General features: G+C 65.6%; 16 protein-coding genes and 1 tRNA gene. 8 read left to right on the top strand and 9 right to left on the bottom strand.

Features of this window, described 5'->3' with window-relative positions; translation table 11 throughout:
• Nucleotides 1–14: 14 nt before the first annotated feature.
• On the top strand, nucleotides 15–1,136 hold the full coding sequence (locus tag RIU96_RS05245; protein ID WP_144772413.1) for a ThiF family adenylyltransferase: 1,122 nt from the start codon (nucleotides 15–17) through the stop codon (nucleotides 1,134–1,136).
• A 15-nt stretch (nucleotides 1,137–1,151) separates the two neighbouring features.
• Here the strand turns inward: RIU96_RS05245 and RIU96_RS05240 are convergent, their stop codons facing one another.
• Nucleotides 1,152–1,322, bottom strand: coding sequence for a glycerol dehydrogenase (locus RIU96_RS05240; RefSeq protein ID WP_136652564.1), 171 nt, complete (start codon nucleotides 1,320–1,322; stop codon nucleotides 1,152–1,154).
• Nucleotides 1,323–1,370: 48 nt separating this feature from the next.
• On the opposite strand from RIU96_RS05240, the gene RIU96_RS05235 reads away from it, so the two are divergent.
• Entirely contained in the window at nucleotides 1,371–2,273 is a 903-nt protein-coding gene (locus RIU96_RS05235; protein WP_259787888.1) for a cation diffusion facilitator family transporter, read from the top strand.
• On the opposite strand, the gene RIU96_RS05230 is transcribed toward RIU96_RS05235, so the two are convergent.
• Nucleotides 2,270–3,712 (bottom strand): flavin-containing monooxygenase, encoded by a 1,443-nt coding sequence (locus RIU96_RS05230; RefSeq protein ID WP_311205163.1) that lies wholly within the window; start codon nucleotides 3,710–3,712, stop codon nucleotides 2,270–2,272. The two genes, RIU96_RS05235 and RIU96_RS05230, sit on opposite strands and share 4 nt — an antisense overlap.
• 105 nt (nucleotides 3,713–3,817) lie before the next feature.
• Here RIU96_RS05230 and RIU96_RS05225 point away from each other — a divergent pair, with 105 nt between their 5' ends.
• The gene (locus RIU96_RS05225; RefSeq protein WP_311205191.1) at nucleotides 3,818–3,964 is read left to right on the top strand and encodes a hypothetical protein; all 147 of its coding nucleotides are present in this window, start codon (nucleotides 3,818–3,820) and stop codon (nucleotides 3,962–3,964) included.
• Nucleotides 3,965–4,026: 62 nt separating this feature from the next.
• On the opposite strand, the gene RIU96_RS05220 is transcribed toward RIU96_RS05225, so the two are convergent.
• The gene (locus RIU96_RS05220) at nucleotides 4,027–4,785 is read right to left on the bottom strand and encodes an SDR family NAD(P)-dependent oxidoreductase (protein WP_144317307.1); all 759 of its coding nucleotides are present in this window, start codon (nucleotides 4,783–4,785) and stop codon (nucleotides 4,027–4,029) included.
• A gap of 241 nt (nucleotides 4,786–5,026) precedes the next feature.
• Here RIU96_RS05220 and RIU96_RS05215 point away from each other — a divergent pair, with 241 nt between their 5' ends.
• Nucleotides 5,027–6,373: a glycosyltransferase 87 family protein gene (locus RIU96_RS05215; RefSeq protein ID WP_144317308.1), complete on the top strand. Its 1,347-nt coding sequence runs from the start codon at nucleotides 5,027–5,029 to the stop codon at nucleotides 6,371–6,373.
• A gap of 48 nt (nucleotides 6,374–6,421) precedes the next feature.
• On the opposite strand, the gene RIU96_RS05210 is transcribed toward RIU96_RS05215, so the two are convergent.
• Together RIU96_RS05210 and RIU96_RS05205 are read right to left on the bottom strand one after the other, a co-directional pair.
• A tRNA-Met gene (locus RIU96_RS05210) sits at nucleotides 6,422–6,495 on the bottom strand.
• Between the two features lie 135 nt (nucleotides 6,496–6,630).
• On the bottom strand, nucleotides 6,631–9,579 hold the full coding sequence (locus RIU96_RS05205) for a UPF0182 family protein (RefSeq protein ID WP_259787887.1): 2,949 nt from the start codon (nucleotides 9,577–9,579) through the stop codon (nucleotides 6,631–6,633).
• Between the two features lie 93 nt (nucleotides 9,580–9,672).
• Between RIU96_RS05205 and RIU96_RS05200 the strand changes: the two genes are divergently transcribed.
• Entirely contained in the window at nucleotides 9,673–10,197 is a 525-nt protein-coding gene (locus RIU96_RS05200; protein WP_136652931.1) for a PPA1309 family protein, read from the top strand.
• A gap of 9 nt (nucleotides 10,198–10,206) precedes the next feature.
• Nucleotides 10,207–10,839 carry a hypothetical protein gene (locus RIU96_RS05195; protein WP_144317310.1) on the top strand — a complete coding sequence of 211 codons (633 nt, stop codon included), beginning with the start codon at nucleotides 10,207–10,209 and terminating at the stop codon, nucleotides 10,837–10,839.
• On the opposite strand, the gene RIU96_RS05190 is transcribed toward RIU96_RS05195, so the two are convergent.
• Nucleotides 10,836–11,909: a YlbL family protein gene (locus tag RIU96_RS05190; RefSeq protein ID WP_144317311.1), complete on the bottom strand. Its 1,074-nt coding sequence runs from the start codon at nucleotides 11,907–11,909 to the stop codon at nucleotides 10,836–10,838. The two genes, RIU96_RS05195 and RIU96_RS05190, sit on opposite strands and share 4 nt — an antisense overlap.
• Before the next feature lie 104 nt (nucleotides 11,910–12,013).
• On the opposite strand from RIU96_RS05190, the gene RIU96_RS05185 reads away from it, so the two are divergent.
• On the top strand, nucleotides 12,014–13,399 hold the full coding sequence (locus RIU96_RS05185) for a zinc-dependent metalloprotease (protein ID WP_136652934.1): 1,386 nt from the start codon (nucleotides 12,014–12,016) through the stop codon (nucleotides 13,397–13,399).
• Nucleotides 13,400–13,405: 6 nt separating this feature from the next.
• Here RIU96_RS05185 and RIU96_RS05180 read toward each other — a convergent pair whose 3' ends face one another.
• Entirely contained in the window at nucleotides 13,406–13,906 is a 501-nt protein-coding gene (locus RIU96_RS05180) for a M48 metallopeptidase family protein (protein ID WP_181729759.1), read from the bottom strand.
• Nucleotides 13,907–13,940: 34 nt separating this feature from the next.
• Here RIU96_RS05180 and RIU96_RS05175 point away from each other — a divergent pair, with 34 nt between their 5' ends.
• Complete coding sequence (locus tag RIU96_RS05175; protein ID WP_259884594.1) at nucleotides 13,941–14,783, top strand: hypothetical protein; 843 nt, start codon at nucleotides 13,941–13,943, stop codon at nucleotides 14,781–14,783.
• 3 nt (nucleotides 14,784–14,786) lie between these two features.
• Here RIU96_RS05175 and RIU96_RS05170 read toward each other — a convergent pair whose 3' ends face one another.
• Together RIU96_RS05170 and RIU96_RS05165 are read right to left on the bottom strand one after the other, a co-directional pair.
• Complete coding sequence (locus RIU96_RS05170) at nucleotides 14,787–16,835, bottom strand: ATP-dependent DNA helicase UvrD2 (protein ID WP_311205162.1); 2,049 nt, start codon at nucleotides 16,833–16,835, stop codon at nucleotides 14,787–14,789.
• Nucleotides 16,825–17,916, bottom strand: a complete 1,092-nt coding sequence (locus tag RIU96_RS05165; protein WP_144318562.1) for a potassium channel family protein — start codon at nucleotides 17,914–17,916, stop codon at nucleotides 16,825–16,827. Before RIU96_RS05165 ends, RIU96_RS05170 begins: the two co-directional genes overlap by 11 nt.
• Nucleotides 17,917–17,932: the final 16 nt, after the last annotated feature.

The following is a 17,932-nucleotide window of genomic DNA, read 5'->3' as shown; positions in this document are numbered from 1 at the left end:
ATAGGGTGGGAGATATGCGTGACCTGCCCCACCACGAACTTCGCCGCACCGCCCGCCAGATGAACCTGCCCGGGTTCGGCCTCGAGCAGCAGACGGCGCTGCACAACGCCCACGTCTTTGTCATCGGCGCCGGCGGGCTCGGCTGCCCGCTGATGCAGACCCTGGCCGCCACCGGAATCGGGCGAATCACCGTGATTGACGACGACACCGTGGACGTAAGCAACATCCACCGCCAGATTCTCTTCGGCGCGGACGACGTCGGCCGCGCGAAGGTCGACGTCGCGGGCGAGCGGCTTCGCGCACTGCAGCCCGGCATCGAGCTGAACTGCATCAACGGCCGGTTCACTGCATCCAACGCGCTGGATATGCTCGCGGGTGTCGACGTGCTTGTCGACGGCTCCGACACCTTTGCCACCAAGTTCCTCGCCGCCGACGCCGCCGAAATTGCCGGCGTACCCCTCGTCTGGGGCTCGGTGCTGCGCTACCGCGGTGATGTTGCCTTGTGGTTCAGTGGCCCCGGCGCGCCGGCAAACGGGGCGGGGCTGCGCGACCTCTACCCCACCCAACCCGGCGCGGACTCGGTGCCCGACTGCGCCACCGCGGGAGTGCTCGGGGTGACCACCAGCGTTGTCGGCGGGCTGATGGCCACCGAGGTAATCAAGTACGTCACCGGGGTCGGGGACTCGGTGGTGGGCCGGCTAAGGATGTACGACGCGCTTTCCGCAGCGATTCGTACGTTCGACGTTGCCCGCGATCCGGGGCGAGACCTCGTGACGGGATTCGGCGTGTACGGCGGAGGGAGGTGCGAGGTGGTGGGGGCGTCGACACGCGAGCTGCTAGGCAGGATGGCGCGCGGCGAGGTCCTCGGGCTGGACGTGCGGGAGGAGCACGAGAGGGCGCTCTCCGACATCCCCGGCGCGACCCACCACCTGCCCACAAGCGAATGGGAGGCAGACGACGACGCCGCGGCGCGTTCGCTGCTCGATGCCCTACCCCGCGATGCCGAGGTGGTGGTCTACTGCGCCTCCGGCTCGCGCTCGCAGCGCTTTGTGGAACGCTTCGCCGACGTCGCGCAGCGCCGCGGCATCACGCTGACGAGCCTGCCCGGCGGGGCAAACATGCACGGGATAGAATAACTAGGTCGCGTGGCTCTAGCGGGGCTTGAACAGGGTGCCGGCCAGCGAGGACGTTGCGGCCGAGCCGACGAGCACGAGCACCGTGTATAAAATGCCGGTTACGCCCAGCATCTGCAGCAGCCAGCCGAAGAACAGCGCTCCGATAACGGCGCCTGCGATTGCGATGATCCAGCGACTCATATCCATGCCCGCCAAGTGTAGAGGACTGGGGCCACAGGGAAGGACAACCGTCTTGTGATTGATGAACAGAAGCTGCTCGAGCGGTTCATGTGGTTGTCCATCGCGGCCTCCGTGGCAACGATTGCGCTCAAACTCGCCGCGGCCTGGGTCACCGGGTCCGTGGGTTTCCTCTCCGACGCCATCGAATCCTTTATCAACCTGGCGGCCGCTATTGTCGGGCTCATCGCGCTGAAGGTCGCTGCGAAACCGGCGGATGAGAACCACAACTTCGGCCACTCCAAAGCGGAGTATTTCTCCGCCCAGGTAGAGGGCTCGATGATCCTGCTGGCGGCGGTAGCGATCATCTACACCGCGGTGCAGCGCCTGATTGAGCCCCAGCCCATCGAGCAGGCTGGCGTGGGCCTGGTCCTCTCCGCGCTCGCCGCCGGACTCAACCTCGGCGTCGGCATGGCGCTGGTTCGCGCTGGCAGGAAGTACCGCTCGGCGACGCTGGGCGCCGACGGCCACCACCTGCTTACCGACGTGTGGACCACCGTGGGCGTTATCGCAGGCATCGTGCTCGTGTGGCTGACCGGCTGGGAGATCCTCGACCCGCTCATTGCCTTGGCGGTGGGCGTCAACATCCTGTTCACCGGCTACATGCTCCTGAAAAACTCCTTCATCAGCCTGCTCTCGGAGGCCTTGCCGGAAGACGAGCGACTTGCCATCAAAGCATTCCTCGACGAGTTCTCCGTAGATCACGACGTGGAGTTCACCGACGTGCGCACCGCCGCCTTCGGCCGGGAGCGTTTTGTCAACGTGGTCATGCAGGTGCCGGGCCAGTGGAGCGTGGATCGCTCCCACGAGTACGCGGACATGATCGAAGAGGGCATCGATGTCACGCTCGGGGGCGCGACGACGGTGGTACACGTCGAGCCGCTGGGCACCGAGACCGACGTGGAGTTCAACTGGATCTAAGACCAGACCAGGCCGTCGTCAAGGCGCGCACGGGAGGTGTTCCAGGTGTCTTCGAGCACGTTCTGCTTGGCTGACCACGGGTAGTTCTGCGTCGACCTCGGCATCACGGCCGCTGCGCGCGACAGGTAGCCGGACTGCATGTCCATGTACGGTCTGCCCTCGCCCACCGTCGCCGGGGTGACCGGGGTGACCGATGTCGATTGGCTGGCGCGCAGGCGACGCAGGATGCGCGCGATCATCTTCGCCGTCAGGTCCGAGCGCACCGTCCACGAGTGGTTGATGTAGCCGATCACGGCCGCGAAGTTCGGCACGTCAGAGTACATGGTGCCGTACCAGGTGTAGCGCTCGGAGAAATCGACCGCGCGCCCGTCGATGGATAGCTCCACCCCGCCGAGCAGTTTGATGCGCAGGCCCGTGGCGGTGACGATGACATCGGCGGGGACGACGCCGCCGTCGACAAGCTTGATGCCGTCTGCGACGAAGTGATCGATGTGTGCGGTGACGACCTGCGCCCGCGACTGCCTGAGGGCGCGGAAGAGATCACCGTCGGGCACAACGCACAGGCGCTGTTCCCAGGGGTTGTACGGCGGGGTGAAGTGTTCGTGCGCGGTGGTTCGCGACCGGGTCGAGACGATGGTTGCAATGTTGAGCGCCCGCTTGACCACGCTCGGGAAACGCGCGCTCAGCGCGACCAGTACCCACTGTTGCGCGCTGTTTTTGCTCCGCATGACGGTGTTTGCCAGTTTGCGCGGCAACACCGAGCGGATGACGTTGCCAAGCTTGTCCACCCGCGGCTGGCTGAGCACGTAGGTGGGCGTGCGCTGCAGCATAGTCACCTTGGCGGCCTTTTCCGCCAGCACAGGCACAAGCGTCATTGCTGTCGCGCCCGAGCCGATGACCACGACGTTCTTTCCGGTGAAGCTTATGTCCTCGGGCCAAAACTGCGGGTGGAGGATGGTCCCGGTGAAGTCCTCGACGCCCGCGAAGGCGGGGTCGTGGGGGTTGTCGTAGTCGTAGTACCCGCTCGCGGCGACAAGGAACCTGGCGGTGTAGACAACGCGGTTGCCGTCCTGTTCGCAGCTGACGGTCCACTGACCCGACTCGCTGTCCCAGTTCGCGGCGACGGCGCGGGTGTTGAAGGTGATGCGCTCCGAGATGCCGTAGTGGTCCGCAGTGTCCTCGATGTAGTCGCGCAGGTCTGCCCCATCGACGATGGAATTGTGGCCGGTCCACGGTCGAAATGGATAGGACAGCGTGAACACGTCTGAGTCGGAGCGCACCCCGGGATAGCGGAACAGGTCCCAGGTGCCACCGATGCGGTCGCGGGCCTCGATGATTTCGTAGGTGGTTCCCTGCGGCAAGCGGTAGGCGACGTTGATGCCGGATAGTCCCGCGCCGATGATGAGAACGTCGCGGTGGAGTGTGTCAATAGTGGACATAGTTTTGCAGTATAAACTATTCGCGCGGAAGGTTTATTGAAAGCTAAATGGAACCGTGCTTAAATGAAAACTAGTTGAAAACACGATCTTGAGAGGACTGCTCTTATGAGCACTCACACCATTCACGAAACCCACGAGCACACCCACGGTGAGGGCTGCGGCCACGTCGCCATCCCCCACGGCGACCACGTGGACTACATCCACGACGGCCACCGCCACGCCGCTCACGGCGACCACTACGACGAGCACTAATCCGTAGCTTGTTGAATCCAAAAAGGCCCCTCGAAAGGGGCCTTTTTTCGCGCTTGTCTTAGTTAGACAGCGGTGTAGCCACCGTCAACAAGGTGGTAGCTACCGGTGATGAAGGACGCCTCGTCGCTAAGCAGGAACGCGACCAGCGCGGCGACGTCGTCCGCCTCGCCCAAACGACCAGCCGGGTGCTTGGCAGTCAGGCCCTCGCGGGCGTCGTTAGGCAGGTTCTGCAGCAGCGGAGTGTCGATGTAGGCCGGGCCGACAGCGTTGACGCGGATGCCCTCGGTGCCGTACTCGACAGCGGCGTTCTTGGTCAGGCCGACGACGCCGTGCTTTGCGGCGGTGTAGGCGGAGTTGCCGGGAGCTGCGACCGCGCCGTGGATCGACGCCATGTTCACGATGGCGCACTCAGACGTGTTGTCCTGCGTCAGGAACTGCTCGATCTGGTAGCGGTTGCCGTAAGCGACGCCGGAGAGGTTAATCGCGATAACGTTGTCCCAATCCTCCAGGTCCATCTCGCCGACCTTGTTGGACTTGCCGCCGATACCAGCATTGTTCACAGCAAGCTCCAGCGAACCGAAGTTCTCGACGGCGAACGCAACCGCTTCCTTGTTCTTCTCCGCATCAGCGGTGTCGATTTCGAACGACGCGGCCTCTCCACCGGCGTTGACAATCTCCTCCACAACGCTGTCGGCGGAGTCGAGCTTAAGGTCTGCCACGACGACCTTCGCGCCATCGGCGGCGAGCTTCTTGGCTACCGCCGCGCCGATTCCCGAACCGGCACCGGTGACGAGTGCAACTTTGCCCTGAAAAGTAGACATATTCTTTCCCCTTAATGTGTTGTTGATGGTGTAGCAACTAGTGTACCCACGTATAAGAAGTGCGCAGTGGGCCAAAGGTCCGCGCAGCTCGACGCAATCCGGCACGCCGTTGGATCCATGAAACCAAGTTTGAGCGGCGTGCTGTGAAACGATGTGGTGGCAAAAGCAGATCATGCCGACAAGACCAAGATCCTTGCCCGCAACGAGCTCACCATCGGAGCTCATCTAAAAGGTTGAATAGATGACTTTCGTGAACAGGCCCAAGCCGCGCCACGCGGTGACACCACCTCGTGCCGGCATATCAACGCCCCCGGAAAAGGAACTCGCCGGGGCGCCCGTTCTTATCGTTGGGTTGGGCGCGCTGATCGCATGGATGGTTGTGCGCATCTTCACCCAGCCCGAGGACCACGCGTTGCGCTGGCGAGTCCCCCTCGATCTGGAGATCTATCGCATGGGCGGGCAGGCGCTGCTGCGGGGCGAGAACCTGTACGACAAGGCCTACATCTTCGACCTGCCGTTTACCTACCCGCCGTTCGCAGGTGTGCTGTTTACCTCGTTCGCGTATCTGGCGGACAACGCGCTCATCATCCTGTGGCAGATCGGTATGCTCGCCGCCCTCGCGGCAATCATCGCTTTGGTGTTTCGCGAGCGAGGCTTCAAGCTCACCCCACTGACCCTCCTGGTCTGCGCGCTGCTGTCGTGCGCCAGCATCGGCAACGAAGCTGTCCACGGCACGCTCTTCTTTGGACAGATCAACATCTTCCTCATGCTCCTCGTCGCGCTCGATATCCTCCCCGCCCGTCGGCGCCTGCCGGGGATCGGCATCGGAATCGCCGCAGGGCTGAAACTAACCCCGGCCTACATGGGTTTGGTGCTGCTTTTCCAAAAGCGCTGGTGGGCTGCCGTTATCTCGGTGCTAACTTTCTTCGCGACCGTGATCATCGGTTTCGCCTTCGTGCCCGACGCCCGCCACTTCTGGGAACACGCTATGTTCGATTCCTCGCGCGTCGGCAGTTCCGAAAACACAGGGTCCAAATCCGTCCTCTCCGTGATGCAGCGCACCTTCGGGCTGGAGGGCGGCACAGTGTGGATCCTCTCGGTGATTGTTATCTTCGTTTTCACCTGCCTCGCGCTGCGCACGGCAATGCTGCGTAACAACCGCTCGATGGCGTTCGCGCTCACCGGCATCAGCTCCTGTCTGGTGTCCCCTTTTTCCTGGTACCACCACTTCGTCTGGCTCGTACCCCTGAGCATGGTGCTCTTCATCGCCGTCAACGAGTGGGCGGCCGACCGCTTCGGCGCTTCGTTTAACGGCGCCCTCGCTGGCCTCGCGTCCCTCGCGGCCATCGTCTGCTTCCACATCCCGTTCGTCTCCTACCCGGTGTGGCGCGCTATGTCGTCTCGCGGAATCGACGAGCTCTCCCAAACCACCCCGTGGCTCGGCGCGATCTGGACCACGCTGTGCCTCCTGTTCATCGTCGGTTACGCGATCTTCGGGTTCATGCCGCGTGGGAGCGGCGTCCGTAGCACCTCCTCTGGGCCCAAAGGTATCGGGCTGGCCAAGGGACGTTCTGCCCCGGCGGAATAATCAACACAAAGACCCCCTCTCCGATTACAGAGAGGGGGTCTTTCTTAGTAGCGGGGGCAGGATTCGAACCTACGACCTCTGGGTTATGAGCCCAGCGAGCTACCGAGCTGCTCCACCCCGCGACGGGTGTTATGTAATTCACCTGCTGCCTGTGCGGTTTGCACTGCATCGGCAACGTGTACCAACTATAGTGATTGCCCCACTAAACACCAAATCCCCTGGCGAGGTGAGGATTCGCCAGGGGACATAAGTGCGACCTACTGGGTGTTGAGCGCCTGGTAGTCCTGCACCGCGCGGTCAAGCTCGTCGAGTGCGCTGCCGAACTCCTCGAAGGAGCCGCCGCGGGCGGTCTCCAGGTTGCGCAGAGCGGTGTTGATGCGGTTGAGCGCCTCATCGGTGCTGCCAGACGCCTGCGGGGCCGCAGGTGCCTCAGGTGCGGCATCCTCGCCGGTGGTGGCAGCGCCGTCGTCGACGACCTCGATCTCTTGGGCTGCGGCGGGGTTGATACCCACCTGGCTCAGCGCCTGCGAAATCGTCGGCGCGTAACCCACGCGGCCCTGGTAGAACACCAGCACACGCAGCAGCTTCGGGAAGGCCGATTCCTGGTCCTTGCGCTGGGAGTACACCGGCTCGACGTAGAGCACCTCGCCGCCGCCGACAGGCAGCGCCAGCAGGTTGCCGTTCTGCATGTCGTTAGTGCCCTCCCAGAGGGTGCGGTCGCGGGCGACCTGGTCGGACGACATCAGCGCATCCTGCGCCTGCTTCGGTCCAGGGCTCTGCGTGTTGGTCGGCAGCACGCGGACCGTGATGTTGCCGTAGTTCTGCGGGTCCGAGGCAACCGACATGTGCGCGGAGAGGAACTCCCGGTTCAGGCCGCGGTACGGGGTGATCAGCTGGAACGACGGCTCGCGGGTTTCCGGGTCGGCCGCGACGATGTAGTACGGCGGCTGGTTAAGCTCCTGGCGGCCCTCCGGCGCGGTCGGGTCGTTGGGCACGGACCAGAACGCGTCGTTGTTGAAGAACACGCCAGGGTCATCGACGTGGTAGCGAGCCAGCAGTTCACGCTGGACCTTGAACAGGTCCTCCGGGTAGCGCAGGTGCTCGCGCAGCGCGTCGGAAATCTCGCTGCCCGGCTTCACCGTGCCCGGGAACACACCCATCCACGCCTTGAGCACAGGGTCCTCCTCGTCGAAGGCGTAGAGCTCGACCGTGCCGTCGTACGCATCGACGGTCGCCTTGACCGAGTTGCGAATGTAACCCAGGTTGTTGTTCACCAGGCGCTGGGTCGTGCCGTCCGGGTTCAGTGCGTCCTGCGTGGTGTCCTCCATCGAGGTGCGCGCGGAGTACGGCAGGTGGGACAGCGTGGTGTAGCCGTCCACGATCCACTTCACGCGGCCGTCGACAACCGCGGGGTACGTCGCCGAATCCGTGGTCAGCCACGGTGCAACGCGCTCGACACGCTCGCGCGGGTCACGGTCGTAGAGGATCTTCGATGCAGGGCCGACGCGGTCGGACAGGATGAAGTTAAGCTCCTGGTACTTCATTGCGTACGCGGCGCGCTTGAACCAGTTGCCAATCTCAACGCCGCTGTCACCTTCGTAGGTGTAGTTCAGGTTGTCGGTGTCGTACTCGACGGGCCCCTGGCCGTTGTCGCCCACGATGGCGTAGTCGAGCCCATCGCTTGACGACGCAATCACGGGGCCGAAGTAAATACGCGGCTCATCGACCTTGATGCCGAGCTCCTCGGCCTGATCGCTTTGGGTGGCAATCGCGTTGGTCTGCAAATCGGACACGGTGAAGATGGGCAATCCACCGCGGGTCGAGCCGGCGTCCTGAGCCGCCTCGTCGACAGTGTTCGCCTGCGCCGCGATGAAGCCGTTGCCGTGGGTGTACACGGTGTGGCGGTTGATCCAGTCGCGCTGGTTCTCGCGCAGCGCGTTCGGGTCAAGCTCGCGGGCGGCGACGACGAAGTCGCGCATCTCCCCGTCCACCTGGTAGCGGTCCATGGCCAGCGTCTCCGGGAAGCCGTAGAAGTTACGCAGCTGCTGGTTCTGGGTGAACGTCGGAGCGATGATGTCCGGGTCCAGCAGGCGGATGTTGGAGATGGTCGCCTCGTCGGCTGCGACCTGCTCGTCGGAAACGTCCTCGGCGCTCCAATTTTCCAGGTACGTCACTTTGTCGTCGGTAAGCCCGTAGGCGTAGCGCGTGGCCTCGATGTTGCGGCCGATGTACTCGAACTCCTTGGCCTGGCGGTTGGGCTTGACGGAGAACTGCTCGAGCATGGCCGGCCAGATGCTGCCGATCACCAGCGAGGAGACGAGCATGAGCACGGTCGCCAGGACCGGGATGCGGAAATCCTTGTACACGATGGAGGCGAAGAAGGCCGCGGCGACGATCACCGCGATGACCATCAGGGCGATCTTCGCCGGCAAGGTGGCGTTGATGGCGGTGTAGGAGGCGCCGGTGAAGATGTCGTTCTGCTGGTACAGCAGCGTGTAGCGCTCCAGCCAGTAGGACACAGCCTTGATCAGCATCCACAGGCCCGCGGTTACCGCGAGCTGGATGCGAGCGGAGCTTGAGATGTGGCCGCGGATTCCGTTGACGTTCGAGCCGATGCGGATCCCGCCGAGGAGGTAGTGGGCCACGAGCGCGACTAGGAAGGCGACGACAAGCAGCATCGACAGCATGCCGAGCAGCACGGAGATCCCGGGCAGCGCAAACGCGTAGAACCCGAGGTCGCGGCCGAACTGCGCGTCAGTCATGCCGAAGTCCCCGCCGTTGAGCCAGAGCATCACCGTGCGCCACGCCCGCTGCCCCGCCAAACCGGAAAAAACCGCGACAACAAGCGGGACCCAAATTAGGAGGGTGCGCACGCCGGATTCGATCTGCGCGCGGTACGGCGACGCCTGCGAGAACGGGTCGGCCTCGGGGCCGTCCTTCGGCCGGCCGCGCCACGCGACCATTGCCGCGGCGTAGGTCACGGCACCACCGAGGGCGGCGAAGATGAGGAAGAGAACGACGCGGGCGAGAACCACCTTGGTAAACACGCCGCGGAAACCGAGGTCGCCGAACCACAGCCAGTCGGTGTAAACCCCCACGGCGAGCGGGACGATGAACAGGATCACGCCGATGACCGCGATGGTGGCCATCAATCCGGAGTTCGTCTTCTTGGCGCCTGGTTGCGGCGGGGTTAGGCGGGTAGCCAATCCTGCTCCTTAAGAATTAGGTTGTTCGTCGAAGGCACACTTTGTGTGTATAGCCTAAGGTGTCCAACGTTAGAGATACCGGAAAGGTTCCCCATGTCCGAGCAGCAGGCGCTGAACAAAGCGATGATGGAGGCTGTGGAGTTTGTCCACGCCGAGGGCTGGGATGCGGGCCCGACCCTGTTCGGGCTCGTTCCCACCTCGCTCCTGATCGACCAGCTCGACCCCGACCTGGCCGACGCTCCCCTGACGCTGGTGGTGCAGGACCTTCCGGCGACGATCCTGCCCGGTTCGGAGGAGCTGGCCGAGTACGTCGCGCGCCTGGCCTGGCCGCGCGAGGTCGAGGGCGTGGTGCTGGCCCAGGAGATTTCTTTCGTCGATTCCTCCGCCCCCGCCGAGCAGGGCCCACGGCCGGCGCGCTTGTTCTCCGGCGTGCTGCGTGACGACGACACCGAGCTCACGCTTCTCCAGCTACGCCCCACGGACGACGAGCTCACCGAGCGCGGCCCGTTTGCTCAAGACGACATCGAGCTGCGCGGCGGGCCCGGGGTAGCGCCGAACATCATCGCCGCGCTGCGCTACGGGCTTGAGCAACCATTGGATGAAGCCGAGTTCGAGTAGTCTGCGGTTATGTCTTTTTCCACCGTGCGCCTGAGCTCCGCCGCCCTCGCAGTCAGCGCTGCGATGGCGCTTTCCGCGTGCTCAACCCAGCGAGCCCCTGAGCCAACCGCAACGCCTACCACTCCCGTGACCTCATCGTCGGCAGAGGAAACGACGTCGAGCCGGGCGTCGTCAAGCGAAAGCGCAACGACGACGCAGGCCGAGGAAGAAGCGGCCGTGGAGTTGGTCGCGGAACGCTTTTCGACGCTCGCCCCGCCCGAGTTTTTCGAGCAGCTTGATACGTGCGTCGCTGTCGACGTGGAGAGCTCCTTCGACTGCTCGGGCGCCGATATCGGCCAGTTCCAATTCTTCGACTCGGACTCGAAGGCGGCCTCGACGACCCAGCTTCTCACCGAGCTGCGCAGCTCGCGCATTGTGGAGGACACCGGCGAACGCGTCGTCGGCTGGTCGACGCTGGGCACCTCGGCGATTATCACCGTGGTGGACAACTCCAAGGGGCAGGTGATGCAGCAGCTCGTCTCGTCCGACCGGGAGGACCCGCGCGAGCGCATCATCAAGCTGGGCCTTGTCGACGAGGACAGCGCGGCTGCGGCCGAAACCGAGACGGCGCAAGAGACTGAGCAGAGCGAGCCTGCCAGCTAGCTACAGGTGTGAACGTCGCGGCCCTCGTTGAAGTCGGCCATGGCACGCACGGCGTCGTCAAGCGTGGCGACGCTCGCAACGACCATATCCCCGGAATTTACCCGCGATGCCTCTGCGCAGTTGCCCTCGGGCGCGAGGAACAGCTCCGCCCCCGTATCGCGCGCGGCGCGGATCTTGTGGGTGATGCCGCCGATCGGGCCGACCTCGCCGTCCTCGCTAATCGTGCCGGTGCCGGCCACAAAGTTGCCGCCGTTGAGCGCGCCAGGCGAAAGCTTGTCTATCACCGCGAGAGAGAACATCATGCCCGCGCTCGGGCCGCCGACGTCGTTGAGGTTGTACTCCACCGAGATCCCGCCCGCGGGCTCCGACGTCATCAGGATGCCGAGCTGGGCCGCGCCCGGTGACTGCGGGTTCTCCCCGAGCTCAACCTCCACATCGCGGGTTTGGCCCTCGCGCGCGATAGTCAGCGTGATCGTCCCCCCCGGCGCGTGGGCAAGCACTGCATCCTGGACCTCGCCCGGCTCCGAGACCTCCACCCCGTCGACCGCGGTGATCACGTCGCCCGCAGCAAGGATGTCCTGAGCTGCGGAATCGTCGACAACGTCGTGGACCACCACGGTGGTGGGCTTGCCCAGGTAGTTCATCGCCGCCACGGTCGCCGCGGCCTCGGAGCCGACGAACGCCGCTTCGTTGAACTTCTGAAAGTCCTCCTCGGACACGTCCGGCGGAACGACCTGCTGCAAAGGCACCAGCGTGTCCTGGGAGCCGATCCACCTGGCCAGCGCTTGGGCGAGCGTCATGTTCGTACGCACGGCGACCGTGGTCATGTTCAGATTTCCGGAGGTCTTGTCCGTCTCGGTGCCCTCGATGTCGACCACGGGGGTGCCGTCGATCTCGGCCAGGGTGTTGAACGTCGGCCCCGGCCCCTGGGCCGCGTAGGGCACCGTCAGCGACACGTCAGTGAAGGGAATGTGGTCCACCGACAGTGTTACTGCGAGCAGGCCCACGGGCAGGGCGCCCCACACGATGGTGGACCAGCGCCGCTGCCTCAAAGCCGTCGTCTCCGTCACGGGGCAACATCTTATCCGCCGCCGCCCCGGCGGCCCTATTCGCGTTCGCTGTCAGCGTCCGCTAGGCCATCGCGTGCGTTCGGCGCGGCTAGTAGTGTGGTCGTATGAGCAACGGATTCGGTTTCTCCTTCCCCAACAACGACCCCAACGATCGCGACAAGGGCAACGGCGAGAACAACGACGGCACCGGCAAGGGCGGCGAGAACCCCTTCGCCGCCTTCGGATTCGGCGCGCAACCAGGCCAGGGAGGCAACTTGGGCGACATCCTCAACCAGTTCGGCCAGATGCTTTCCGGCATGGGCACGAGCTTCAACGAGCGCTCCGGCGGCGACGCCGTGAACTTCGAGCTGGCGCTGCGCATGGCGCGCCAGCGTATTGGCTCGTCGCCGGCCGTGTCCTCGGCCGACACCACTGCGGTCACCGAATCCCTGCGCCTGGCGGATCTGTGGATCGATAACGCCACCACGCTGCCCGCCTCCTCCGCCCAGCCCGCGGCATGGAACGCGGAAGACTGGCTCTCCAACACGATGCCCATGTGGAAGCGGATGGTGAACCCGGTCGCCGAGAACATGAATCGGGCGCAGATGGAGTCGATGCCCGAGCAGGCCCGCGAGATGATGGGCCCGATGGCGGGGATGATGAACTCCATGAACGCGATGAACTTCGGCATGAAGCTCGGCCACGCCCTCGGCGACCTCGCCCAGCAGGCGCTGACCGGCACCGACTTCGGTTTGCCGGTCGCTCCCCGCAACATCGCGGCGATCCTGCCGAAGAACGTCTCGGCCATCTCCGACGACCTCGGCGTGCCGGGTCAGGAGGTGCTGGTCTATATCGCCGCGCGCGAGGCCGCCCGCCAGCGCCTGTTCACCCACGTGCCGTGGCTGGTCGAACGCCTCGTGTCCTCTGTGGAGGAGTACGCCGCCGGCCTGGTCATCGATACCTCCCACATCGAGGAGATCGCGCGCAACCTCGACCTCGAGTCGGGCGACCCGCAGCAGCTGCAGGAAAAGCTCGGCGAGCTCCAGGGCATGGACCTCACCCCGCGGGTCAGTTCTCGCAACGAGTTGGCCACCTCCCGCCTGGAAACGCTGCTGGCGCTGGTGGAGGGCTGGATCGACGTCGTTGTCACCGAAGCGCTCGCGGATCGTATCCCGTCCACGCCGCAGCTCGCCGAGGCGTGGGCGCGCCGCCGCGCCACCGGAGGGTCTGCCGAGCAGGCCTTCGCCAACATCGTCGGCATCGAGCTGTCCGCCCCCAAGGTGCGCGAAGCCGCCGAGCTGTGGCGCCGCGCTAACACCGCGGTTGGCATGGAGCGCCGCGACAAGGTTTGGGACCACCCCGACTTCCTCCCCACCGCCGAGCACATCGACAACCCCGCGGCGTTCATTGACACCCTGCTTGACGACGCCCCCGACACCGACTTCGACGCCGAAGTAGCCAAGCTCGAAGAAGAGCTGCGCAACCAGGGCGACAACCGCGACGACGACTAGGCCGCGCTAGGAACCGAAGCGCTGGTAAGCCTCGAGGTAGCCCTTCGCCCGCTCAGCAAGCGGGGCCCGGTCCGCCAGCTCCCAGAACTGCGCCGAGTGCTCCGCGATGATCGTGTGCGCCAGCTCGTGCACGATCACCGCGTCGAGGACGTAGTCGGGCACATGCTTGAGACGATCGCTGATGCGGATCTCGCCCGTGGCGACGGTGCACGAGCCCCAGCGGAAGTTCTGCCTGGGTGACCAGCGGATCGTCGTGACGCGAGCGCGAGATGCCAAGACCTCCTTATTGAGTCGCTGCGCACGCTGCAGAAGCTCCTCGTCCGAGCTGACCGACGCCATGGCCTTGCGCTCGAGCCGGCCCAGCATCTCCTCAACCGCCTCGCGCTCCTGACGGGCCGTGAACGTGGCTGGGATGCGCACCTCAACCACCGATCCGTTGAGGCGGGCCTGCACAGTGCGCCTGCGCCGCGGCGAACGAATCACGCGCACCTGTTCTGTCGACCACATGAAAAGTGATTCTATCTGTGCTGCAATAGTTCTCGTGCAGCTAACCGCGACCACGCCCATTCGCCTCGCACCCGGCGTGCGCGTGCTCGTGCGTGGGCGCGGCGTGCTGCAGTTCGGGCTCGACGCGACCCGCTGCGGCGTCATCGACACCTCTCTCGCCGAGCACCTCCAGCCCGTGCTCGAGCGCCTGAGTGCACCGGCGCCGCTGGGCGAGGTGCTCGACGCCCTTGCCCAGGCCGGGATGGTGCCCGCGGCAGCGCGCAACCTCATCGACGAGCTCGTGGCCTACCGCGTCATCGTCGCCGAACACCCCCTCGCCGTCCTCCTCATCGGCTCAAGCCCGCTTGCCGACGCCCTGTCCACGCTCCTGCGAGCCTCCGGCATCACCGTGCGCTCGCCGCTGGCCTCCGAACCGCTGAGCCGGGCGCTGGCGTCTGCCGATCCGAGCACGCCGGCGGCCTTCGTCGACCAGCTGCCCCACGCGCGCGACATCGCCCGCCTGGTGCGCCACCGCAGCGGGGCGTCGCTGCCCGTCTCGACCGTCGACGCTCGCGTGTTCATCGGCCCGCTCGGCGTGGGGCGCGCCGGGCCGTGCCTGTACTGCGCGCACCTCTACCACGCCCAGCGCGATGCGCAGTGGGAACACCTCGTCGACACGCTCGCGGCAGCACCCGCGCAACCCGACGCTGTGACGACCGCGGCTGGGGCAGTCGCCGCCGCCACCGTGCTGCACCGACTCGCCGGGGTGCCCGACCCACCCGGGGTCTCCGCCAAAGCGCCGGCGCGGGGTGAGATGCTCATCGCCGACCCCTTCGGGCCGGTGCCGCTCGTGCGCTCGGCACACGGGCCGCACCCGCGCTGCCCCGTGTGCTACTAGGGCCTAAAGGAACTGGTTCAGCGTCTCCAGAACCCCGTGGCCGAACTTTTCCACCTTGACCGGGCCGACACCCGAAATGTCCAGCAGTTCCGCCTCTGTTGACGGCATGGCTTCCGCAATAGCCAGCAAGGTAGCGTCGGAAAACACCATGTAGGCCGGGTGTCCCGCCTCCCGGGCGACATCGAGGCGCCACGCCTTGAGCGCGAAAAACGCGTCCTCATTGTACTCCGGCTCGCAGTCCGCGTGGCGGCCCAACGTCTTTTCCGCCGGGGTGTCCAGCGGGTTGCCGCACACCCGGCACGCGCGGGAGCGCTTCAACCTGTCGGGGGATTTCTCCACGTCGAGCTCGGGAGCGATGCCGTCGAGGAAGCGAGTGCGGCTGCGCGATTTCCGCCCGCCCTCTTGGCGAGCCAGGGACCATGACATATGCAGGTGCTCCCGGGCGCGGGTGATGCCGACGTAGAACAGGCGGCGCTCCTCCTCCACTTGGGCGTCGCCCGCCTTGATCGCGTGCGAGATGGGCAGGGTGTTTTCCACCAGCCCCACCAAAAACACCGCGTCCCACTCCAGGCCCTTCGCGGCATGCAGGCTGGCCAGGGTGACACCATCGACGCTTGGCGGTTGCTTCGCGTCGGCGCGCTGACGCAGGGAGCGCAGCACGTCGGTCAGCGTCGATGCCTCCTGGGTGTTCACGATCTCCTCGATCAGGTCCACCAGGGCGCTTAACGTTTGCCAGCGCTCGCGCGCCTGCGCACCCTCCGGTTCCTGCGCCGAGAGCCCCAGCGGCGCGAACGCAGCGCGCGCGACGGCCACCGGGTCGTCCGGCAGGTCGTCGCGACGCGCTGCGGCGACCAGGGTGTTTATCGCCTCGCGGATCTCCGCGCGGTGGAAGAACCCCTCACCGCCGCGCACCTGGTAGACGATACCGGCGTCCGCCAGCGCCGCTTCAAACGCCGCGGACTGGGCGTTGATGCGGTAGAGCACGGCGATCTCGCGGGCGGCCACGCCGGCGTCGAGAAGCGAGCGGATCGCCCGGGCCACCTCGCGCGCTTCGGTCGGCTCGTCGTCGTGCGCGGCGAAGGTTGGAGCGGGGCCGGGCGGGCGCATGCCCTCGAGCTCGAGGCGGGTGCCCGCGGCGCGGCCCGTCGCGCGCGAAATCACCGTGTTCGCCAGGTCCGTGACCTGCGGCGTCGAGCGGTAGTCGCGCTGCAGTTTCACCACCGTGGCGTGCTGGTAGGTGCGCGAGAAGTTCAGCAGGTAATCCGGGGTCGCGCCGGTGAACGAGTAAATCGTCTGGTTCGCGTCCCCGACCACGGTCAGGTCGTCGCGCTGACCGAGCCAGCCCTCCAGCACGCGCTGCTGCAGCGGGGTGACGTCCTGATACTCGTCCACCACGAACGTCTGGTACTGCATGCGGAACTCCTCTGCCACCGCGGGGGCGTTCTCCAGGGCGCCGGCGACGTGCAGCAGCAGGTCGTCGAAGTCGAGCAGCATCCCCTCCGGGCTGGTCTTGGCCTCCTCGTAGAGGCGGTAGACGTGGGCCACCTTCACCGGGTCCGCCGGCAGGGTGCGCTTGGTACCAGCGACCTTCTCCGCGTAGTCGTCCGCGCCGATCACCGACGCTTTTGCCCACTCGATCTCGCTCAACAGGTCGCGCACCATTTCCTTGCCGGAGTCGAGACCCGCGGCGCGGGCGGCGCGGCCGACGAGGGGGAACTTGTTGTCCAGCAGCCGCCACGGCAAGTCCCCGGCAATTTGTGGCCAGAAGTAGCGCAGCTGACGCAGCGCCGCGGAGTGGAAGGTGCGCGCCTGCACACCACCGATGCCGAGAACGCGCAGGCGATCGCGCATCTCGCCCGCCGCGCGCTGGGTAAAGGTCACGGCGAGGACCTTCTGCGGCGACACGACGGACTGGTCGATGAGGTGCGCGATTCGGTAGGTAATCGTGCGGGTCTTGCCAGTGCCTGCGCCCGCTAAGATGCAGACCGGGCCGCGCGGGGCGGTCGCGGCGACGCGCTGGTCGTCGTCGAGAAGCGAAAGATCAATTGCCATTGACGCCCTCAGCCTTGCCCGGCAGGTCGCGGGTATGGCGCACGTAGAGGAGGCGATCGCCCGGCTCGACGGTTTCCGCCTCCGGCGAATCGATGCGGTAGAGCTCGCCGGAACGCACCACGCCCAGCACGATGTCGGCGAGGTGGCGCGGGTTTGCCCCGACCTCGTCGTCGCCAATCGGGCGCTCCGCCACCGCGAAGCCGTCGTCCGGGCTGAGCAGGTCCTCCACCATGGCCACCACCGGCGGGGTGACCGTCGCGATGCCAAGCAGACGGCCGGCGGTTTCGGAAGACACCACGACCGAGTCCGCACCGGACTGCATCAACAGGTGCTGGTTTTCGCTCTCGCGTACCGACGCCACAATCATCGCGCTCGGGGCAAGCTCGCGCACCGACAGGGTGATCAGCACGGCGGTGTCGTCGCTAGACGGGGCGACCACGACGGAGCGCGCCCGGGTCACACCGGCGACCTTAAGCACGTCAGACTTCGTCGCGTTTCCGTGCACGGTGACCAGGCCGCGCTTCTCGGCGCGCGTGAGCACCGCCGCGTCCTTATCGACGACGACGATGTTGGACGCCGAGGCGCCGTCGGCAAGCAAAGCGTCAATGGCGGAGCGGCCCTTGGTGCCGTAGCCGAGCACGATGGTGTGGTTGCGCACAGTTTTCCTCCACTGCTGGATCTGAAGGGTTTTGCGGGAATCCTCGGTGAGGACCGACAACGTGGTGCCGACGAGCAACAATAGGAACGCGATGCGCAGCGGCGTGATCACGAAGATGTTCATCAGTCGCGCGCCCTGCGTCACAGGTGTGATGTCGCCGTAGCCGGTTGTCGACAGCGACACCGCCGAATAATAAAGGGCGTCGATAAACGTGAGCGGCTCGGAATAGCCATCGCGGTCGACGTACACGATGACGGAAACGACGACCATCAAGATTGAGGCATAAAGGAAGCGACGCAGGATGATCGCCCAGGGGGTCGCCTGCTCCGCAGTGGGGATGGTGACGACGTCGAGCAGCGTGTGCACGGGCATGCTGCTGACGTCGGCGTCGGCCTGAAACCGGTCGCGCCACGTCACCCCCATGGGGTTCCTGCGGAGT

The organism is Corynebacterium sp. Z-1 (assembly GCF_031844665.1).
Lineage (GTDB): Bacteria > Actinomycetota > Actinomycetes > Mycobacteriales > Mycobacteriaceae > Corynebacterium > Corynebacterium sanguinis.
This window is presented reverse-complemented; position numbering and strand designations above follow the sequence as displayed.

Bases quoted from the DNA above. Each gene is read 5' to 3' on its own strand.
- RIU96_RS05245 (WP_144772413.1), top strand. From the start codon at position 15: ATGCGTGACCTGCCCCACCACGAACTTCGCCGCACCGCCCGCCAGATG.
- RIU96_RS05240 (WP_136652564.1), bottom strand. From the start codon at position 1,322: ATGGATATGAGTCGCTGGATCATCGCAATCGCAGGCGCCGTTATCGGA.
- RIU96_RS05230 (WP_311205163.1), bottom strand. From the start codon at position 3,712: ATGTCCACTATTGACACACTCCACCGCGACGTTCTCATCATCGGCGCG.
- RIU96_RS05225 (WP_311205191.1), top strand. From the start codon at position 3,818: ATGAGCACTCACACCATTCACGAAACCCACGAGCACACCCACGGTGAG.
- RIU96_RS05220 (WP_144317307.1), bottom strand. From the start codon at position 4,785: ATGTCTACTTTTCAGGGCAAAGTTGCACTCGTCACCGGTGCCGGTTCG.
- RIU96_RS05215 (WP_144317308.1), top strand. From the start codon at position 5,027: ATGACTTTCGTGAACAGGCCCAAGCCGCGCCACGCGGTGACACCACCT.
- RIU96_RS05200 (WP_136652931.1), top strand. From the start codon at position 9,673: ATGTCCGAGCAGCAGGCGCTGAACAAAGCGATGATGGAGGCTGTGGAG.
- RIU96_RS05195 (WP_144317310.1), top strand. From the start codon at position 10,207: ATGTCTTTTTCCACCGTGCGCCTGAGCTCCGCCGCCCTCGCAGTCAGC.
- RIU96_RS05185 (WP_136652934.1), top strand. From the start codon at position 12,014: ATGAGCAACGGATTCGGTTTCTCCTTCCCCAACAACGACCCCAACGAT.
- RIU96_RS05180 (WP_181729759.1), bottom strand. From the start codon at position 13,906: ATGTGGTCGACAGAACAGGTGCGCGTGATTCGTTCGCCGCGGCGCAGG.
- RIU96_RS05170 (WP_311205162.1), bottom strand. From the start codon at position 16,835: ATGGCAATTGATCTTTCGCTTCTCGACGACGACCAGCGCGTCGCCGCG.
- RIU96_RS05165 (WP_144318562.1), bottom strand. From the start codon at position 17,916: ATGGGGGTGACGTGGCGCGACCGGTTTCAGGCCGACGCCGACGTCAGC.